Origin of the sequence: Actinomadura graeca, from assembly GCF_019175365.1 — a bacterium.
Lineage (GTDB): Bacteria > Actinomycetota > Actinomycetes > Streptosporangiales > Streptosporangiaceae > Spirillospora > Spirillospora graeca.
Genome location: NZ_CP059572.1, coordinates 3,475,662 through 3,489,153 on the forward strand (window position 1 = coordinate 3,475,662; position 13,492 = coordinate 3,489,153).

Genomic DNA, 13,492 nt, shown 5'->3' on the forward strand with positions numbered 1-13,492 from the left:
TCGCCGGTCCCTGGACGTCGCCGCCCCAATCGTAGACACGAGAGTCACCTGTCGTCCCCTCCCGTGACGGGATGGGCGGTGGCACTGGAGGTCATCTGGAAGTCGCCGAAGCCGGGGATGATGCCCAGGAACTGCGGTTCGACCCGGATCCGGACGGTGACGGCGACCTCCTGCGCATCGGCGTCGCAGTCGGATCCGGCGATCCGGTCCGGGTAGGAGGCCAGCAGGCCGCAGGCGGCGGCGCGGGCCCGGTCGGGCGCGAGCACCGGCTTGCCGGTCTCGCGGAGCGCGTCGGTGTCGATCTCGTTGGCACCGGCCCGGGCCGCCTGCTCGGCCATGTCGGCGGCGCGCTGCCGGGCGTGGATCGCCAGGCCGCCGTCCACGAGCAGGCCCGCGAGCATGAACACGACGGGGGTGAACAGCACGACGTACATCGCGACGGAGCCCCGGTCGCGGCGGGACGCGCCGAGCCGCGCGCCGAGCCGGTCTCGGATCCGCGCGGCCAGCCGACCGTGGAGCCTCGCGGCCACAGGGCCGGACCGGGCGTGACGGGGCCGCCGGGTCATTCCGGGCCGTCCTCGCCGTCGTCGGGGCCGGTGCCCCGGAAGGTGAAGGTGTCGACCGGCGCGAGCGCGTGCCCCTGCAGCCGCTTGGTACCGGGCAGTCCGATGAACGACAGGTCGCCGAGGTCGACGTCGCAGGTGATCGTCACCTCGACGCGCCCGCCGGGGCGGAAGTCGCCGACGTCGGTCACGACGGTCGGGCCGCCCGAGCACCAGTCGTGCCCCTGGAGGCCCGTCCTGGCGGCCTCCCCGGCGAGGTCCTGCGCGGACGGGGCGCTGCGGGCGATGGACGCGGCGCGCACCGCGTCCCGGGCCGCGCCGTCCACCTGGCTCTGCGCGTCGACCATCCGGCCGGCGCCCGCGAGGAACAGCAGGAACCCGACGAAGAGGGGCGTGACCAGCACCATCTCCAGCGACATCGAGCCGCGTTCGCGCGTCGCCCGGCCGAGCCTCACCGCGCCGCCTCCTGGCAGGCGATGCCGTCCCCGACGTCCGGGCGGAAGCACTCGATCGGCCCGCGCGAGCGCTGCGCCACGTGGAACGTCATGAACGGGATGACGCGCACGGCCTCGCCGCTCACCTCCACCCACCGTTCGTCGTCGCCCTCGCCGGTGCGCACCTGGAGGCCGCCGAGCAGGTTCGGGCCGACCTTGCGGACGTCGTCGGTGGCCTTCGCGACGGCCTGGTCCCGCCAGCCGCCGCCGACCGGCTGGGTCCGCGCGACGCGCGCGCCCGACTGCGCGGCGGCGAGGGCGACGTGCCGCGCGTGGTACACCATCGCGAACTGCACGACGGCGAGCATGACGAGGATCAGGACGGGTGTGAGCAGCGCCCACTCCATCGACGACACCCCGGCGTCGGATCGGATCCGCTGCCGCAGCGGCGGCCGGGCGGGCTCGCGGGGCCGCATCCGGGTCAGCCCGTCTTGATGCTGTCGGCCTTCTCGGTGATCTTCTTCTGGATCACCGCGCCGATCGTGATCGCGATGAGCGCGAGGATCGCGGTGATGATCGCCCACTCGATCGCGGACGCGCCCCGGCTCCGCTCCGGCGCCGAGCGCAGCCGCGCCAGCCGGGCGCCGAGCACGGCTCGCAGGTAGACGACGGACGGGTCGTTCAGGGGGTTGAGCGGACTCATCGTGGCACCTCCAGGGGAACGGCGACGGGATCGGCTGAGTTCATAAGGTCGGCGGAGTTCATGAGGTCGGGAGAGTTCATGAGGTCGGCGGAGTTCATGGGATCGGGGTCGAGGGGTCGGCGGGGTTCATGAGGCGAGCACCCTCATCAGGGCGGGATAGGCCAGGAAGATCAGGAATCCGGCGCACAGGAACAGCTGCGCGACGAGCATGGACTGGGAGCGCTCACCGGCCTTGCCCTCCAGCTCCGACAGCTCGCGGCTGCGCATCGACGCGGCGCGGGCGGCGAGGGACTTGCGGATCTGCGCGCCGTCGTCGGCGACGAGCGCGAGCGCCCCGGCGAGGTCGCGCAGCTCGGAGATGTCGAGTTCGTCGCCGAGCCGTCCGAGCGCCTGCCAGGGCGTCTGCCCGGTGATGCGGGCGTTGCCGAGCGCGTCGCGGATGCGGTGCATGGCCCAGCCCTCGCCGACGTTCGAGGCGGTCATCAGCGCCTCGGGGACGCCGCGTCCGCCCGCCAGGTTCATCGACACCAGGTCGAGGAACGCTCCCACGACGTGCCGGAAGTCCTGGCGGCGGGCCTGCGCCTCCTGCCGGAGCTGCATGTCGGGAAAGAAGAAGAACAGCAGCGCGAACAGCAGCCCCACCCACGCCGGGAGCTGCACGGACGAGCCGAGGCCGAGCAGCGCGAACCAGGCGACGATCAGCGGGATGAACAGCAGCGCCCCCGCGGGCAGCAGGAACTTGGTGGCGAGGAAGCCCTCCAGGGACCGCTCGGTGATGGCGAGGTCGGCGCGGACCGACCGCAGCCTCCAGCCGCGCGCCTCGCAGAACCGCACGAGCTCGCGCCCGACCTTCGCGCGCATCCCGCCGACGCGGTCCAGCGTCGGCGCCATCCGCCCGGCCTGCGCCTCCTCCAGGTCGCGGCGGCGGGCGGCGTCGAAGGCCGCCATCCGCGCGGCGAGCCCGGGACGCGCCGGGAACAGCGCCCGGACGAGCAGGTAGAGCCCGGCTCCGGCGACGGCGCCCGCGATCATCGCTCCCGTCACGCGCCGCCTCCGCCCTGCCAGCCGGCGACCGTGGTCGGCACCTCGCCGGGCACGCCCGGCTGCTCCTTGCGGGCCCCGCTGAGGAACCGCCCGGGAAGCTCGTACTTCGCCAGGCGCCGCAGCCACAGGAACGCCGCCGTGTACAGGGCGACGACGACGCACAGGACGAGCTGCCCGAGGAAGTCGTCGTACGGCTCGACGTAGGAGTGGTTGAACAGGGCGAGGCCCAGCGCCGTCCCGACGGAGACACCGACGACGATGCGGACGCTGCGGCGGGTGGAACGCCGGTCGGCCTCGACGCGGCGGCGCATGTCCAGCTCGGCGCGGGCGGAGTCGGCGAGCGCGCCGAGCATGTCGCGCAGCCCGGGGCCGCGGAGCTTGGCGTTCAGGACGAGCGCGGCGATCACCAGGTCGGCGGACGGGTCGTCGATGTCGTCGGCGAAGCGGCGCAGCGCCTCCGGCATCGGGACGCGGGTGTGCAGCCGGTCGACGAGCCCGCGCAGCGGCTGCTGGAGGGCGGGCGCGGCGGCGCGCTGCGAGGAGGGGATGGCCTGCTCCAGCCCGACCGCGCCCGCGATGGTGTCGCGGAGCGACTCCGTCCACGCCGCGAGGGCCTCCAGCCGCGCCATGCCGCGGCGCTCCTCGGCGGCGCCGCCCGCGAGGCCGTTCCAGCCGAGGACGAGCGCGCCCGACCCGGCCGCGGCGATCGGCCAGCGGGTCACCACGAGCACCGCCGCGCCCGCGATGACCGCGACGGCGGTGCGGGTGGTGAGGGTGCGGACGAGGTCCTCGCGGCTGCGGCCGCGCACCGGCCGTGAGCGCCGCGGGAGGCCGCGCAGGGCGAGGACCAGCAGCAGGATCCCGCCGCCGGTCACGGCGCCCGCGACGACGGCGAGCAGCACGTCGGGCGCGTACATCACCGGCCTCCGCTCGCCTGCCGGGTCGTCGCCGCGGGTGTCACCAGGCGCCTCCGGACGGGTCGTAGCCGTGCTCGGCGAGCTCGGCGGCGCAGACGATCGGCGCGGCGGGCACGGCGTGCCCCTCCGGGCCGAGCGCGAACACCTCCGACGACAGCACCCGGCCGTCCACGCCGGTGACCTCCCGGATGCTCGCGACGTAGCGGCGCAGGCGCCCGCCGGAGGTGTACTCGTTGCGCTTCTCGATGAACACGACGAAGTCGATGGCGCCCGCGATCAGCATGTGCGTGGCCTCGACCGGCAGCCGCTCCTCCGACTGGATCGCGTAGGTGGCGACGCGGTTGAAGACCTCGACGGAGGAGTTGGCGTGGATCGTCGACAGGGAGCCGTCGTTGCCCTGGGTCATCGCGTTGAGCATCGTGACGATCTCGTCGCCGAGCACCTCGCCGACGATCACCCGGGACGGGTTCATGCGCAGCGACCGGCGCACCAGCTCCGCCATCGAGATGGCGCCCTGCCCCTCGGAGTTCGGGAGCCGCTGCTCGAACGCCACGCAGTTGGGGTGCAGCTCGGGGAAGGCGTCCAGGCCGAGCTCCAGCGCCCGCTCGACGGTGATGAGCCGCTCGTGCGGCGGGATCTCGTTGGCGACGGCGCGCAGCAGCGTCGTCTTCCCCGCGTTCGTCGCGCCCGCGATCATGATGTTCTTGCGGGCGTTGACGGCGGCGCGGAAGAACCGGCCGACCTCCGGGGTGAACGTGCCGTTGCCGACCAGGTCGGCGAGGAACACCTTGCCGAGGCGCGCCCGGCGGATCGACAGCGCGGGGCGGACCGTCACGTCCATGACGGCCGACAGCCGCGACCCGTCCGGCAGCCGCAGGTCGAGCTGCGGGTTCGCGGTGTCGAACGGACGTGAGGACAGCCCGCTGTAGGCGGCGAGGATCTGGATCAGCTCGACCAGCTCCTCGTCGCTCTCGGCGACGGGCTCGCCCATGACCTCGCGCCCGTCGGCGTAGCCGATGAACACCCGGTCGCAGCCGTTGACGTCGATGTTCTCGATCTCGGGGTCCTCCAGCAGCGGCTGGAGGCGGCCGACGCCGAACAGGGCCGCGTGCACGCCCGCCGCGAGCGCCTCTTCCTCCTCGGCGTTCGGCGGGCGGCGCCCGGAGGTGATCTCCCCGCGGGCGAACTCCTCCAGCACCTGGCCGATGAGCGCGCGGGCGAACTGCCGCTCGTCCTCGCCGGTCATCGGCGGCAGGCCGTGCGCGGCGTCCAGGCGGCGCTGCTGCGCCAGCCGGTCGCCGACCTCCTGGCGGAGCCGCTTGACGAGACCGTGGTCCACCTACCGCTCCCCCTTCTCGTGCCGCCCGCCGGCCGGGACCTGCCCGCCCGCCGACGTCTGCCCGCCGGGTGCCTGCGCGCCCGGGACCTGCCCGCCGGGTTCCTGCCCGCCCGCGACGGCCTGGCCGGTGGACGGCGGACGCGCCCGCGGGCCGGTGTCGGACGGACGTCCCGGGGCGGCGCCGTACGCGGCGGCGGGCGCGGGCCGGAGCCGTCCGGCCAGGTCGGCGGCGACCTCGCGGGCGGAGCGGATCAGCAGCGAGCGGTCCAGCCGCCCGCCCCAGCTCCCCGACAGCAGCTCGGCGCCCTTCGGGTCGAGCGCCAGCCCGCCGAGGACGGTGACCTGCGCGGGCGGCGGCCCGGCGGGCTCGACGGCGTCGGGCGCCCGGCCGCGGTGCACCGCGCCCGCGACGATCCGGTCGACCTCGGCGATCGAGCCGCGGAAGTCGCGCGGGTCGGCCAGGACGAGCACGCCGACCGGCGGCCCGCCGCGCAGCTCCGCGGTCAGCGCGGCGACGCGTTCGCGCAGGTGCGCGACCTGCTCCAGGGTGGCGCGCGTCAGCAGGACGACCTGGTCGGCCTCGCGCAGCAGATCGGTCAGCGGCGTGTCCGCGCCGAGCCGCCCGCAGTCGGCGATCACGTCGACGGGGGCGAGCCCGGCGAACGCGCGGCCGAGCGGCCCCCACAGCCACGTCATGGCCTGCGCCTGCTCGGCGTTGGTGATCCCGACGAGGACGTCCAGCCCGCCGACGAGGCGCTGGCAGTGCTCGGCGACCTGCTCGGGCCGCAGCCCGCGGCGGGCGGTCGCGGCGAGGCTGAGCAGCCCGCGGGACGGGTTGAGCATCCCGCCGTCCCGGTCGCCGTCGCCGGACGGCGCCGCGGCGGGCAGCCGGTACACCAGGTCACCGCCCGCCTGGTCGCACTCGGCGACCAGCACGGGACGCGGCCACACGGCGCCGAGGGCCACGGCGGCGGTCGTGACGCCCGGTGCCCCCTTGTCGGCCGCGAGCGCGATGAGAGCCACGGTCAGTTCCCGCCCGTCCCGGGGTTCTGGGGGCCTCCCGTGGCCGGGTCCTGCGTTCCGGGTGTCTGCGGCGGCGGGCTCTCCCCGGTGGCGGGCGGCGTCTGGCCACCGGGTCTGCCCTGCGCGCCGGGTGCGGGGGCGGCGGCCCTGGTCCCGTCCGGGACGAGGGCGAGCGCGACGGACCCGGCGGAGGCGGCCTGGGTGAGCAGCGGCGCGTCCGCCGGGAGCACGGCCACGTCCACGGTCGTCTGGTCGGAGCGCAGCCGCCCGCCGCCGCGTCCCATGCCGATCACGATGGCGTCCGCGGACAGCACGGTCCCGGCGCGGGGGCCGCCGCCCGTCCCGCCGCCGACCGCGTACAGCGTCACCCGCTTGCCGACGTCGACGCCGTCGGCGGGGAGCTGCCCGGGCTTGAGCGCGAGCCCGACGACGAGCCGTCCCTTGGCGGCGTCGTCGGCCCGGCTGATCATGGAGTTCGTCAGCAGCGCGCCCTTCACCAGCGGGACGGCCGCGTAGAACCTGCCGACGTTCTGGCGTTCCGTCCAGTTGATGTACTGGATGCCGGTGTCGCCGACCTGCACCTCTTCGAGGGCGGAGGCCGGGATGCGCTGCCCGGCGGCGACCGGCTGCGCGATCCGGATCGCCGACACCCGCTGGCCGCTGGCCATCACGAGATAGGCGCTGGCGAGCGCGCCGCCGAGGATGAGCAGCACCGCGAGCGCGGCGAGGGCGGGCTTGCGCTCGCGCGGGGACGTGGGAAGCCGCTGCCCGCCCGAGGTGCCGAGCCCGGAGCGGCCGAGCCCCGCCGTGCCGCCGGACGAGCCCGCCGAGACCGTCGACTGGTTGGACTTCATGCGCTCGCCACGAGCTCCCTCCCGCCCCGGGCGGACCTCGCGCCGCGAGGGTTCCGCATCACCGAGCGATCCATGCTTGCGGGACGGACGACGTCACGTCAATGGATTCGGTGAGGTGAAGCGGTCCCGTGACGCGCACCGGCGGGGTGACCTGGGACGCCGCCGGTCACTTCGCTACTTACCACCAGTCACATGTGTCACTAACCACATTTACGATCAACCTCACATCACTCATCAATTGCGAACTTCAGCCCGACGAGACGTCCGAGAAGCATGATCGTGTGATCGAAGTAGGCGGCGCGGGCGTCGATCACGTTGTCGAATTGCCCGAACAATTCGAAGCTGACCGTCCCGTAGAGACCGGCCCACGCCGTCAGCGCGCGCGCCACCACCTCGTCCGGGACGTTCATCCGGACGGCGACCCGCGCGCGCGCCAAATCCCCGGTCAGTTCATCGATCGATCCCGGCGGGGCGCCTACCGGCTCCAGCGCCCCGGCCTCGTGGGCCTCGGTCACAAGGCGCGCCAGCACGGCCGCGTCGCGGAGGGCGGCGGGCACGGTGTCCTGGGGCGCCACGTAGCCGGGCACGGGTGACCCGTGCAGGAGCGCGTACTCGTGCGGATGCGCCACCGCCCACTCCCGGATGGCCCGTCCCACCGCGAGCCACCGCTCAGGGAACCCGCCGCCCCGCGCGACCGCCCGCGCGTCCGCGCGTTCGACGGCCTCGCCGACGGCGTTGTAGCCGTCGATGATCAGGGCGGTCAGCAGGTCGTCCCGGCTGGGGAAGTAGCGGTAGATCGCCGAGGAGACCATCCCCATCTCGCGGGCGACCGCGCGCAGCGACAGCCCCGCCGCGCCCTGCGTCGCCAGCTGCCGCCGGGCGATCTCGGTGATCTCCCGGACCAGTTCCGCCCTGACCCGTTCACGTGCCGTCCGGCCTGCGCTCATGCCGATCACGCTAGCAGAGCGGCGCCCCGAGGCGAGAGCACTGCTCTTGACGAACGGCGCTCCTATCAGAGAGCATTGCTCTCGTTGCGGAGCACCGCGCTGCGCAAGGACGAGAGGAGCCCGCCATGGGCATGCACGTGATCGTCGGCGCAGGGCAGGTCGGCGGGCAGCTGGCCGAGCGCCTCACCGCACGCGGCCACGACGTGGTCGTCGTGTCCCGGTCCGGGACGGGGCCGGAGGGAACGGAGCAGGTCGCCGCCGATGTCGGCGACCGGGCGCGGCTGACCGCGATCGCCGAGGGCGCCGACGCCCTCTACAACTGCGTCAACCCGCAGATGCACCGCTGGGCGCAGGACTGGCCGCCGATGGCGGCCTCCTTCCTCGGCGCGGCCGAGGAGACCGGCGCCGTCCTGGTGACGCTGGGATGCCTCTACGGGTACGGGCCGGTCGACGGCCCCATGACCGAGGACCTGCCCCTGGCGGCGACCGGCGTCAAGGGGCGCGTCCGGGCGAAGATGTGGCGGGACGCGCTCGCCGCGCATCGGGAGGGCCGCGTGCGGGCCACCGAGCTGCGCGCCTCCGACTACTACGGCCCCCGCAGCTCCGACCAGGCGTACCTGGGCGACGTGCGGTTCGTGCGGCCGCTGCTCGCGGGCAAGCGCATCACGTTCCTCAGCGACCCGTCCATCCCGCACGCCTGGACCTACCTCCCGGACGTCGCCGAGGCCCTCGCCATCGCCGGGACCGACGAGCGCGCATGGGGCCGCGCCTGGCACATCCCCACCGGACCCGCCGTCCCGGCCCAGGAGGTGGCCGAGCGGCTGTGCGCGCTCGCGGACGCGCCCGCCCCGCGCATCCGCCGCCTCCCGCGCCCCCTGTTCACCGCCCTCGGGACGTACTCGCCGCTGTTCCGGGAGCTTCGCGAGACGCGCTACCAGTTCGACAAGCCGTACGTCGTCGACTCGTCGGCCTTCGAGACGACGTTCGGCATGGCCCCGACACCACTGGACGAGGCGCTGAAGTCGATCGTCGCCGCGACGTGAAAACGGCCCCGCCCGCGCCATTCGCCCGGGACGGCGGCCCCGGGTAATTAAGCTGGCACGGTCGGCTGCGCCACCCACGGCGGCGCCGGCGCAGAGGGGCGCGCAGGCGCACGAGGAGGGCACGGATGCGGATCTCGTTCACGGCGCTGACCGGTGGCGGGCCGCGCGACGTCGTCGTCACCGTGGACTCCGAGGCCACCGTCGACGGGATCGCGAGGTCGCTGTCCGCCGCGCTGGACGGACACGCACCGCTCGCCACGGCGCCGCCCCTGCCGCCCCGCTTCGCCAAGGCCGCCTCCGCCGGGCACCCGGCGCCCGCCCCGGCCGCCGCGGGCCCGCGCATGGCCCTGTGGGTGGACGGCCGGATGCTCGACCCGCAGGCCCTCGCCGTCAAGGAACTGCGGGACGGCGCGATCGTCGCGGTCGAGCGCCGCGGCGCCGCCGCGACCGTCCGCGCGGAGCCGACGGGGCTGGTGGAGGTGCGCGTCGTCGGCGGTCCCGCCGCCGGGTCGGTGCACCGGCTGGGGCTCGGCGTCAGCACGATCGGCTTCGGCGACGACGTGGACGTCCGCCTGGACGACCCCGGCGTCCCCGCCCGGTCGCTGCGGATCACCGTCGGGGTGGAGGGCGTCCAGGTCGAGGCGTCCGCGATGACGCGCGCCGCCCTCGACGGCGAGCCGCTGACCGCACCGGCGGACTGGCCGCCTGGAGGGATGCTCACCGTCGGCTCCAGCGTCCTCACTCTCGCCCCGAGCGCCGCGCCCGACACCCACCTGGAACCGCTCCCCGAGGGCGGCCTGGCGTTCAACCGCCCGCCCCGGCTGAACCCCGGGCACCACGTCCGGCGGCTGGAGGTCCCGAAGCGCCCCGAACGCAACCCGCGCGAGCGGCTCCGGCTGTTCGGCGCGATCCTGTTCTCGGTGTTCGGGCTCGTCATGGCGTTCGCGATGGGCCAGTGGTGGTGGGCGCTGTTCGCGCTGGCCTGGCCGGTCATGACCGTCGGCGAATGGATCGGCGACCGGCTGCACGGGCGCAAGTCGTACAAGAAGGCGCTCAAGGAGTACCACCGCAAGTCCGGCGAGTTCGACGGCGAACTGGACCGGCTGCGGCGCGAGGACCAGGCCGAGCGCCGCGCCCTGTACCCCGACCCGGCCGAGGTGCTGCTCACCGCCACCGGCCCGCGGCGGCGGCTGTGGGAACGGCGCCGCGACGACCCCGACGCGCTCCACCTGCGCCTCGGCCTCGCCGACCTGCCCGCCCGCATCGAGCTGTCCGAGGACGTCCCCGTCCCCGCGGCGCGGCAGGTGCCGGTCGCGCTGCCGCTGGCCGAACTGGGCGTCCTCGGCCTGACCGGCCCGCGCCGCACCTCCCGCGCCCTGGCCCGCTGGCTCGTCGCGCAGGCCGCCGCCCTGCACAGCCCCCGCGACCTCGCCGTCGTCGTGCTGTCCGCCGACCAGGAGTCCGGCGAGGAATGGAACTGGGTGCGCTGGCTGCCGCACTGCGCGCCCCGCGAGGGCGAGGACTGCGTGGCCCTCGTCGGCACCGACCCCGACTCCATCGCGCACCGCGTCACCGAGCTGACGATCCGCGTGACCGAGCGGCGCCGCGCCGCGCAGACCCAGTCCCAGTTCCTCGGCCAGGGCAAACCCGCCGACCACGTCCCCTACAACATCCTGATCGTGCTCGACGGCGCGCGCACGCTGCGCCGCGTCCCCGGCATGCCCATGCTGCTCTCACGCGGCGCCGAATACGGCCTCTACGCCATCTGCGTCGACGACGAGGAACGCCTCCTGCCCGAGGAGTGCACCGCGGTCGCCGCCTGGGACCCCGACTACTCCGGGTACGTCCGCCTCCGCGGCCAGGGGCTGGACGTCCTCGGGCCGGTCCTCGCCGACCAGGTCTCCCCGTCCTGGACCGACCGGGTGGCGCGCGCGCTGGCGCCCGTCCGGGACGTCTCCCGCGAGGACGCCGCGGAGTCGATCCCCGCGCAGGTCCGCCTCCTCGACCTGCTCGACATGCCCGAACCCACCGCCGAGCACATCCTCCGCTCCTGGACGCGCACGAACGGCCGGGCCACCCGCGTGCCGATCGGGCTGGGCACGGGCAGCCGCCCAGGCAGGTCCCAGCAGCACTACCAGATCGACCTGCGCGCGGACGGCCCCCATGGGCTCATCGCGGGGACCACCGGCGCGGGCAAGTCCGAACTGCTGCAGACCCTCATCGCGTCCCTCGCCGTGGCGAACCGCCCCGACGAGATGACGTTCGTCCTCATCGACTACAAGGGCGGCGCCGCGTTCAAGGACTGCGCCCGCCTCCCCCACGTCGTCGGCATGGTCACCGACCTCGACGGCCACGCCACGGAACGCGCGCTGGAATCGCTGGCCGCCGAGCTGCGCCGCCGCGAGGAGGTCCTCCTCCATCACGGCGCCAAGGACATCGACGACTACAGGGACCTGCAAAGACCCGGCGACCCGCGGCCCGGCCTGCCCGCGATGCCGCGGCTCGTCCTCGTCATCGACGAGTTCGCCGCGATGGTCACCGACCTGCCCGACTTCCTCACCGGCCTCGTCGACATCGGGCGCCGGGGCCGCTCCCTGGGCGTCCACCTGATCCTGGCGACGCAGCGCCCCGCCGGGGTCGTCACCGCCGACATCCGCGCCAACACCAACCTGCGCATCGCCCTGCGCGTCACCGACCCCGACGAGTCCACCGACGTCCTGGACGCCCCCGACGCCGCGCAGATCTCCAAGTCCACCCCTGGACGCTGCTACGTCCGCTCTGGCGTGTCGTCCCTGCACGCCGTGCAGTCCGCGCGGATCGGGGGCCGCCGCCCCGGCGCCACCGACCGCCGCACCACCGTCCTGCCGCTGCCCTGGCAGCACCTCGGACGGCCCGTCCCCGGCCCCCGCGAAGCCGCCGACGACCAGGTCACCGACCTCGCCGTCCTCGTCCAGGCCGTCGACGAGGCCGCCCGCCGCGCGGGCATCGCCCGGCAGCCGTCCCCCTGGCTGAACCCGCTGCCCGAGCAGGTGCGCCTGGCCCCCCGCGCCGCCGCCGGCGGCTCCGTCGTCGACGTCCCCCCGATCCCGTTCGGCATCACCGACCTCCCCGCCGTCCAGTCGCGGGAGGAACTCGCCCTCGACCTCGCGTCCGGCGGGCACCTCTACCTCGCCGGCTCCGCCCAGTCGGGCCGCTCCACCGCGCTCCGCACCATCGCGGGCGCCCTCGCCGGGTCCTGCTCCCCCTTCGACGCCCACCTGTACGCGATCGACTGCGGCGCGGGCGCGCTGCTCCCCCTGATGTCGCTGCCGCACTGCGGCGCCGTCGTCGGCCGCGAGCAGCTCGACCGCTGCGAACGCCTCCTCAACGCCCTGTCCACCGAGGTCGCCCGCCGCCAGCAGCTCCTCGCCGAGGCGGGCTTCGCCTCCCTCGCCGAGCAGCGCGCCGCCGTCGCCGCCACCGACCGCCTCCCCTGGATGGTCCTGCTCCTGGACCGCTGGGAGGGCTTCCTCGGCGCGTTCGAGCACTACGACTACGGCCGCCTCGTCGACCAGACCCTCCGCCTCCTGCGCGAGGGCTCCGCCGTCGGCCTCCGCGCCGTCTTCACCGGCGACCGCTCGGGCCTCGGCGGCCAGGTCTCCACCGTCTTCGACCGGCGGCTCGTGCTGCGCATGTCCGACCCCAACGACTACGGCTACGCGGGCCTCCAGGAGAAACAGGTCCCCGCCACGATGCCGCCGGGCCGCGCCCTGGAGGCCGTCTCACCCGGCGCGCCCCTCCGCGAGTCGCAGATCGGCCTGCTCTCGGACGACCCGTCCGGCACGTCCCAGGTCGCCGCCCTCCAGGAGATCTCCCGCGCCGCCGTCGCCCGCTACGGCCGCCTCCCCCGCCGCCAGCGCCCCCTCCACGTCGACGAACTCCCCGTCCGCGTCACCTACCGCGAGGCGATGGCCCTGGACGCCGACTTCCTCGCCCCGTCCGCCCTGTGGGCGCTCGTCGGCGTCGGCGGCGACACCCTCGCCCCCGTCGGCGTCGACCTGCTCAACGAGGGCCCCGGCTTCGCCGTCGCGGGCCCGCCCCGCTCGGGCCGCTCCACCACCCTCCGCACGATCGTGCACTCCCTGCTCGACCCCGCCGTCGGCGGCGGCCTCGTCCCCGTCGTCCTGATCACCCCCCGCCGCTCCCCGCTGCGCCTCCTCGCGGGCCGTCCCGGCGTCCTCGGCGTCCTCACCGCCTCCTCCGAGGTCATCGACCTGGAGAAGGCCATCGGCGAGGAGCACCGCTACGCCGTCATCGTCGACGACGCCGAACTCCTGGACGAGACCGACCTCGACGACGCCCTCCGCGACGTCCTGCGCACCGCCCGCGACGGCGAGCACGCCGTCGTCATCGGCGGCACCACCGCCGACCTGAGCCGCGGCTACCGCGGCTTCCTCTCCGACACCCGCCGCTCCCGCTCCGGGGTCCTGCTGTCCATCGACTCCCCCGACGACGGCGACATGTTCGGCCTGCGCCTCCCCCGCAACGCCCCCCTGGCCGGCCCCACCGGCCGCGGCCTCTTCGTGGCCGCCGGAGCCACCACCCAGATCCAGGTGGCCCTCCCGCCCCCCGCCACCGACTGACCC

At 75.0% G+C, this 13,492-nt stretch carries 12 protein-coding genes; 2 read left to right on the forward strand and 10 right to left on the reverse strand.

The annotated features are described in order from the left end of the window. Window positions 1-44: 44 nt before the first annotated feature. The 10 genes from AGRA3207_RS15220 to AGRA3207_RS15265 all read right to left on the reverse strand — a co-directional run bounded on the left by AGRA3207_RS15220 (window position 45) and on the right by AGRA3207_RS15265 (window position 7,824). Window positions 45-530 (reverse strand): TadE/TadG family type IV pilus assembly protein, encoded by a 486-nt coding sequence (locus tag AGRA3207_RS15220; RefSeq protein ID WP_231335278.1) that lies wholly within the window; start codon window positions 528-530, stop codon window positions 45-47. A gap of 32 nt (window positions 531-562) precedes the next feature. Beyond that, window positions 563-1,018 carry a TadE/TadG family type IV pilus assembly protein gene (locus tag AGRA3207_RS15225; protein ID WP_231335279.1) on the reverse strand — a complete coding sequence of 152 codons (456 nt, stop codon included), beginning with the start codon at window positions 1,016-1,018 and terminating at the stop codon, window positions 563-565. Continuing rightward, on the reverse strand, window positions 1,015-1,473 hold the full coding sequence (locus AGRA3207_RS15230) for a TadE/TadG family type IV pilus assembly protein (RefSeq protein ID WP_231335280.1): 459 nt from the start codon (window positions 1,471-1,473) through the stop codon (window positions 1,015-1,017). The genes AGRA3207_RS15225 and AGRA3207_RS15230 overlap by 4 nt, the downstream gene beginning before the upstream one ends. A 5-nt stretch (window positions 1,474-1,478) precedes the next feature. Then, window positions 1,479-1,700 carry a hypothetical protein gene (locus AGRA3207_RS15235; protein ID WP_231335281.1) on the reverse strand — a complete coding sequence of 74 codons (222 nt, stop codon included), beginning with the start codon at window positions 1,698-1,700 and terminating at the stop codon, window positions 1,479-1,481. Window positions 1,701-1,826: 126 nt separating this feature from the next. Further along, window positions 1,827-2,744: a type II secretion system F family protein gene (locus tag AGRA3207_RS15240; RefSeq protein WP_231335282.1), complete on the reverse strand. Its 918-nt coding sequence runs from the start codon at window positions 2,742-2,744 to the stop codon at window positions 1,827-1,829. Further along, entirely contained in the window at window positions 2,741-3,661 is a 921-nt protein-coding gene (locus tag AGRA3207_RS15245) for a type II secretion system F family protein (protein WP_231335283.1), read from the reverse strand. Before AGRA3207_RS15245 ends, AGRA3207_RS15240 begins: the two co-directional genes overlap by 4 nt. Window positions 3,662-3,701: 40 nt before the next feature. Then, the gene (locus AGRA3207_RS15250) at window positions 3,702-5,000 is read right to left on the reverse strand and encodes a TadA family conjugal transfer-associated ATPase (RefSeq protein ID WP_231335284.1); all 1,299 of its coding nucleotides are present in this window, start codon (window positions 4,998-5,000) and stop codon (window positions 3,702-3,704) included. Next, window positions 5,001-6,023 (reverse strand): hypothetical protein, encoded by a 1,023-nt coding sequence (locus AGRA3207_RS15255; protein ID WP_231335285.1) that lies wholly within the window; start codon window positions 6,021-6,023, stop codon window positions 5,001-5,003. Between the two features lie 2 nt (window positions 6,024-6,025). Next, window positions 6,026-6,877 carry a CpaB family protein gene (locus tag AGRA3207_RS15260; RefSeq protein WP_231335286.1) on the reverse strand — a complete coding sequence of 284 codons (852 nt, stop codon included), beginning with the start codon at window positions 6,875-6,877 and terminating at the stop codon, window positions 6,026-6,028. A gap of 227 nt (window positions 6,878-7,104) precedes the next feature. Continuing rightward, window positions 7,105-7,824 (reverse strand): TetR/AcrR family transcriptional regulator, encoded by a 720-nt coding sequence (locus AGRA3207_RS15265; RefSeq protein ID WP_231335287.1) that lies wholly within the window; start codon window positions 7,822-7,824, stop codon window positions 7,105-7,107. Window positions 7,825-7,949: 125 nt separating this feature from the next. Here AGRA3207_RS15265 and AGRA3207_RS15270 point away from each other — a divergent pair, with 125 nt between their 5' ends. After that, window positions 7,950-8,867, forward strand: coding sequence for an NAD-dependent epimerase/dehydratase family protein (locus AGRA3207_RS15270; protein WP_231335288.1), 918 nt, complete (start codon window positions 7,950-7,952; stop codon window positions 8,865-8,867). A 125-nt stretch (window positions 8,868-8,992) separates the two neighbouring features. Further along, a complete protein-coding gene (locus AGRA3207_RS15275) occupies window positions 8,993-13,489 on the forward strand; it encodes an FtsK/SpoIIIE domain-containing protein (RefSeq protein ID WP_231335289.1) in 4,497 nt (1,498 codons plus the stop codon). The last annotated feature ends 3 nt before the right edge of the window (window positions 13,490-13,492 follow it).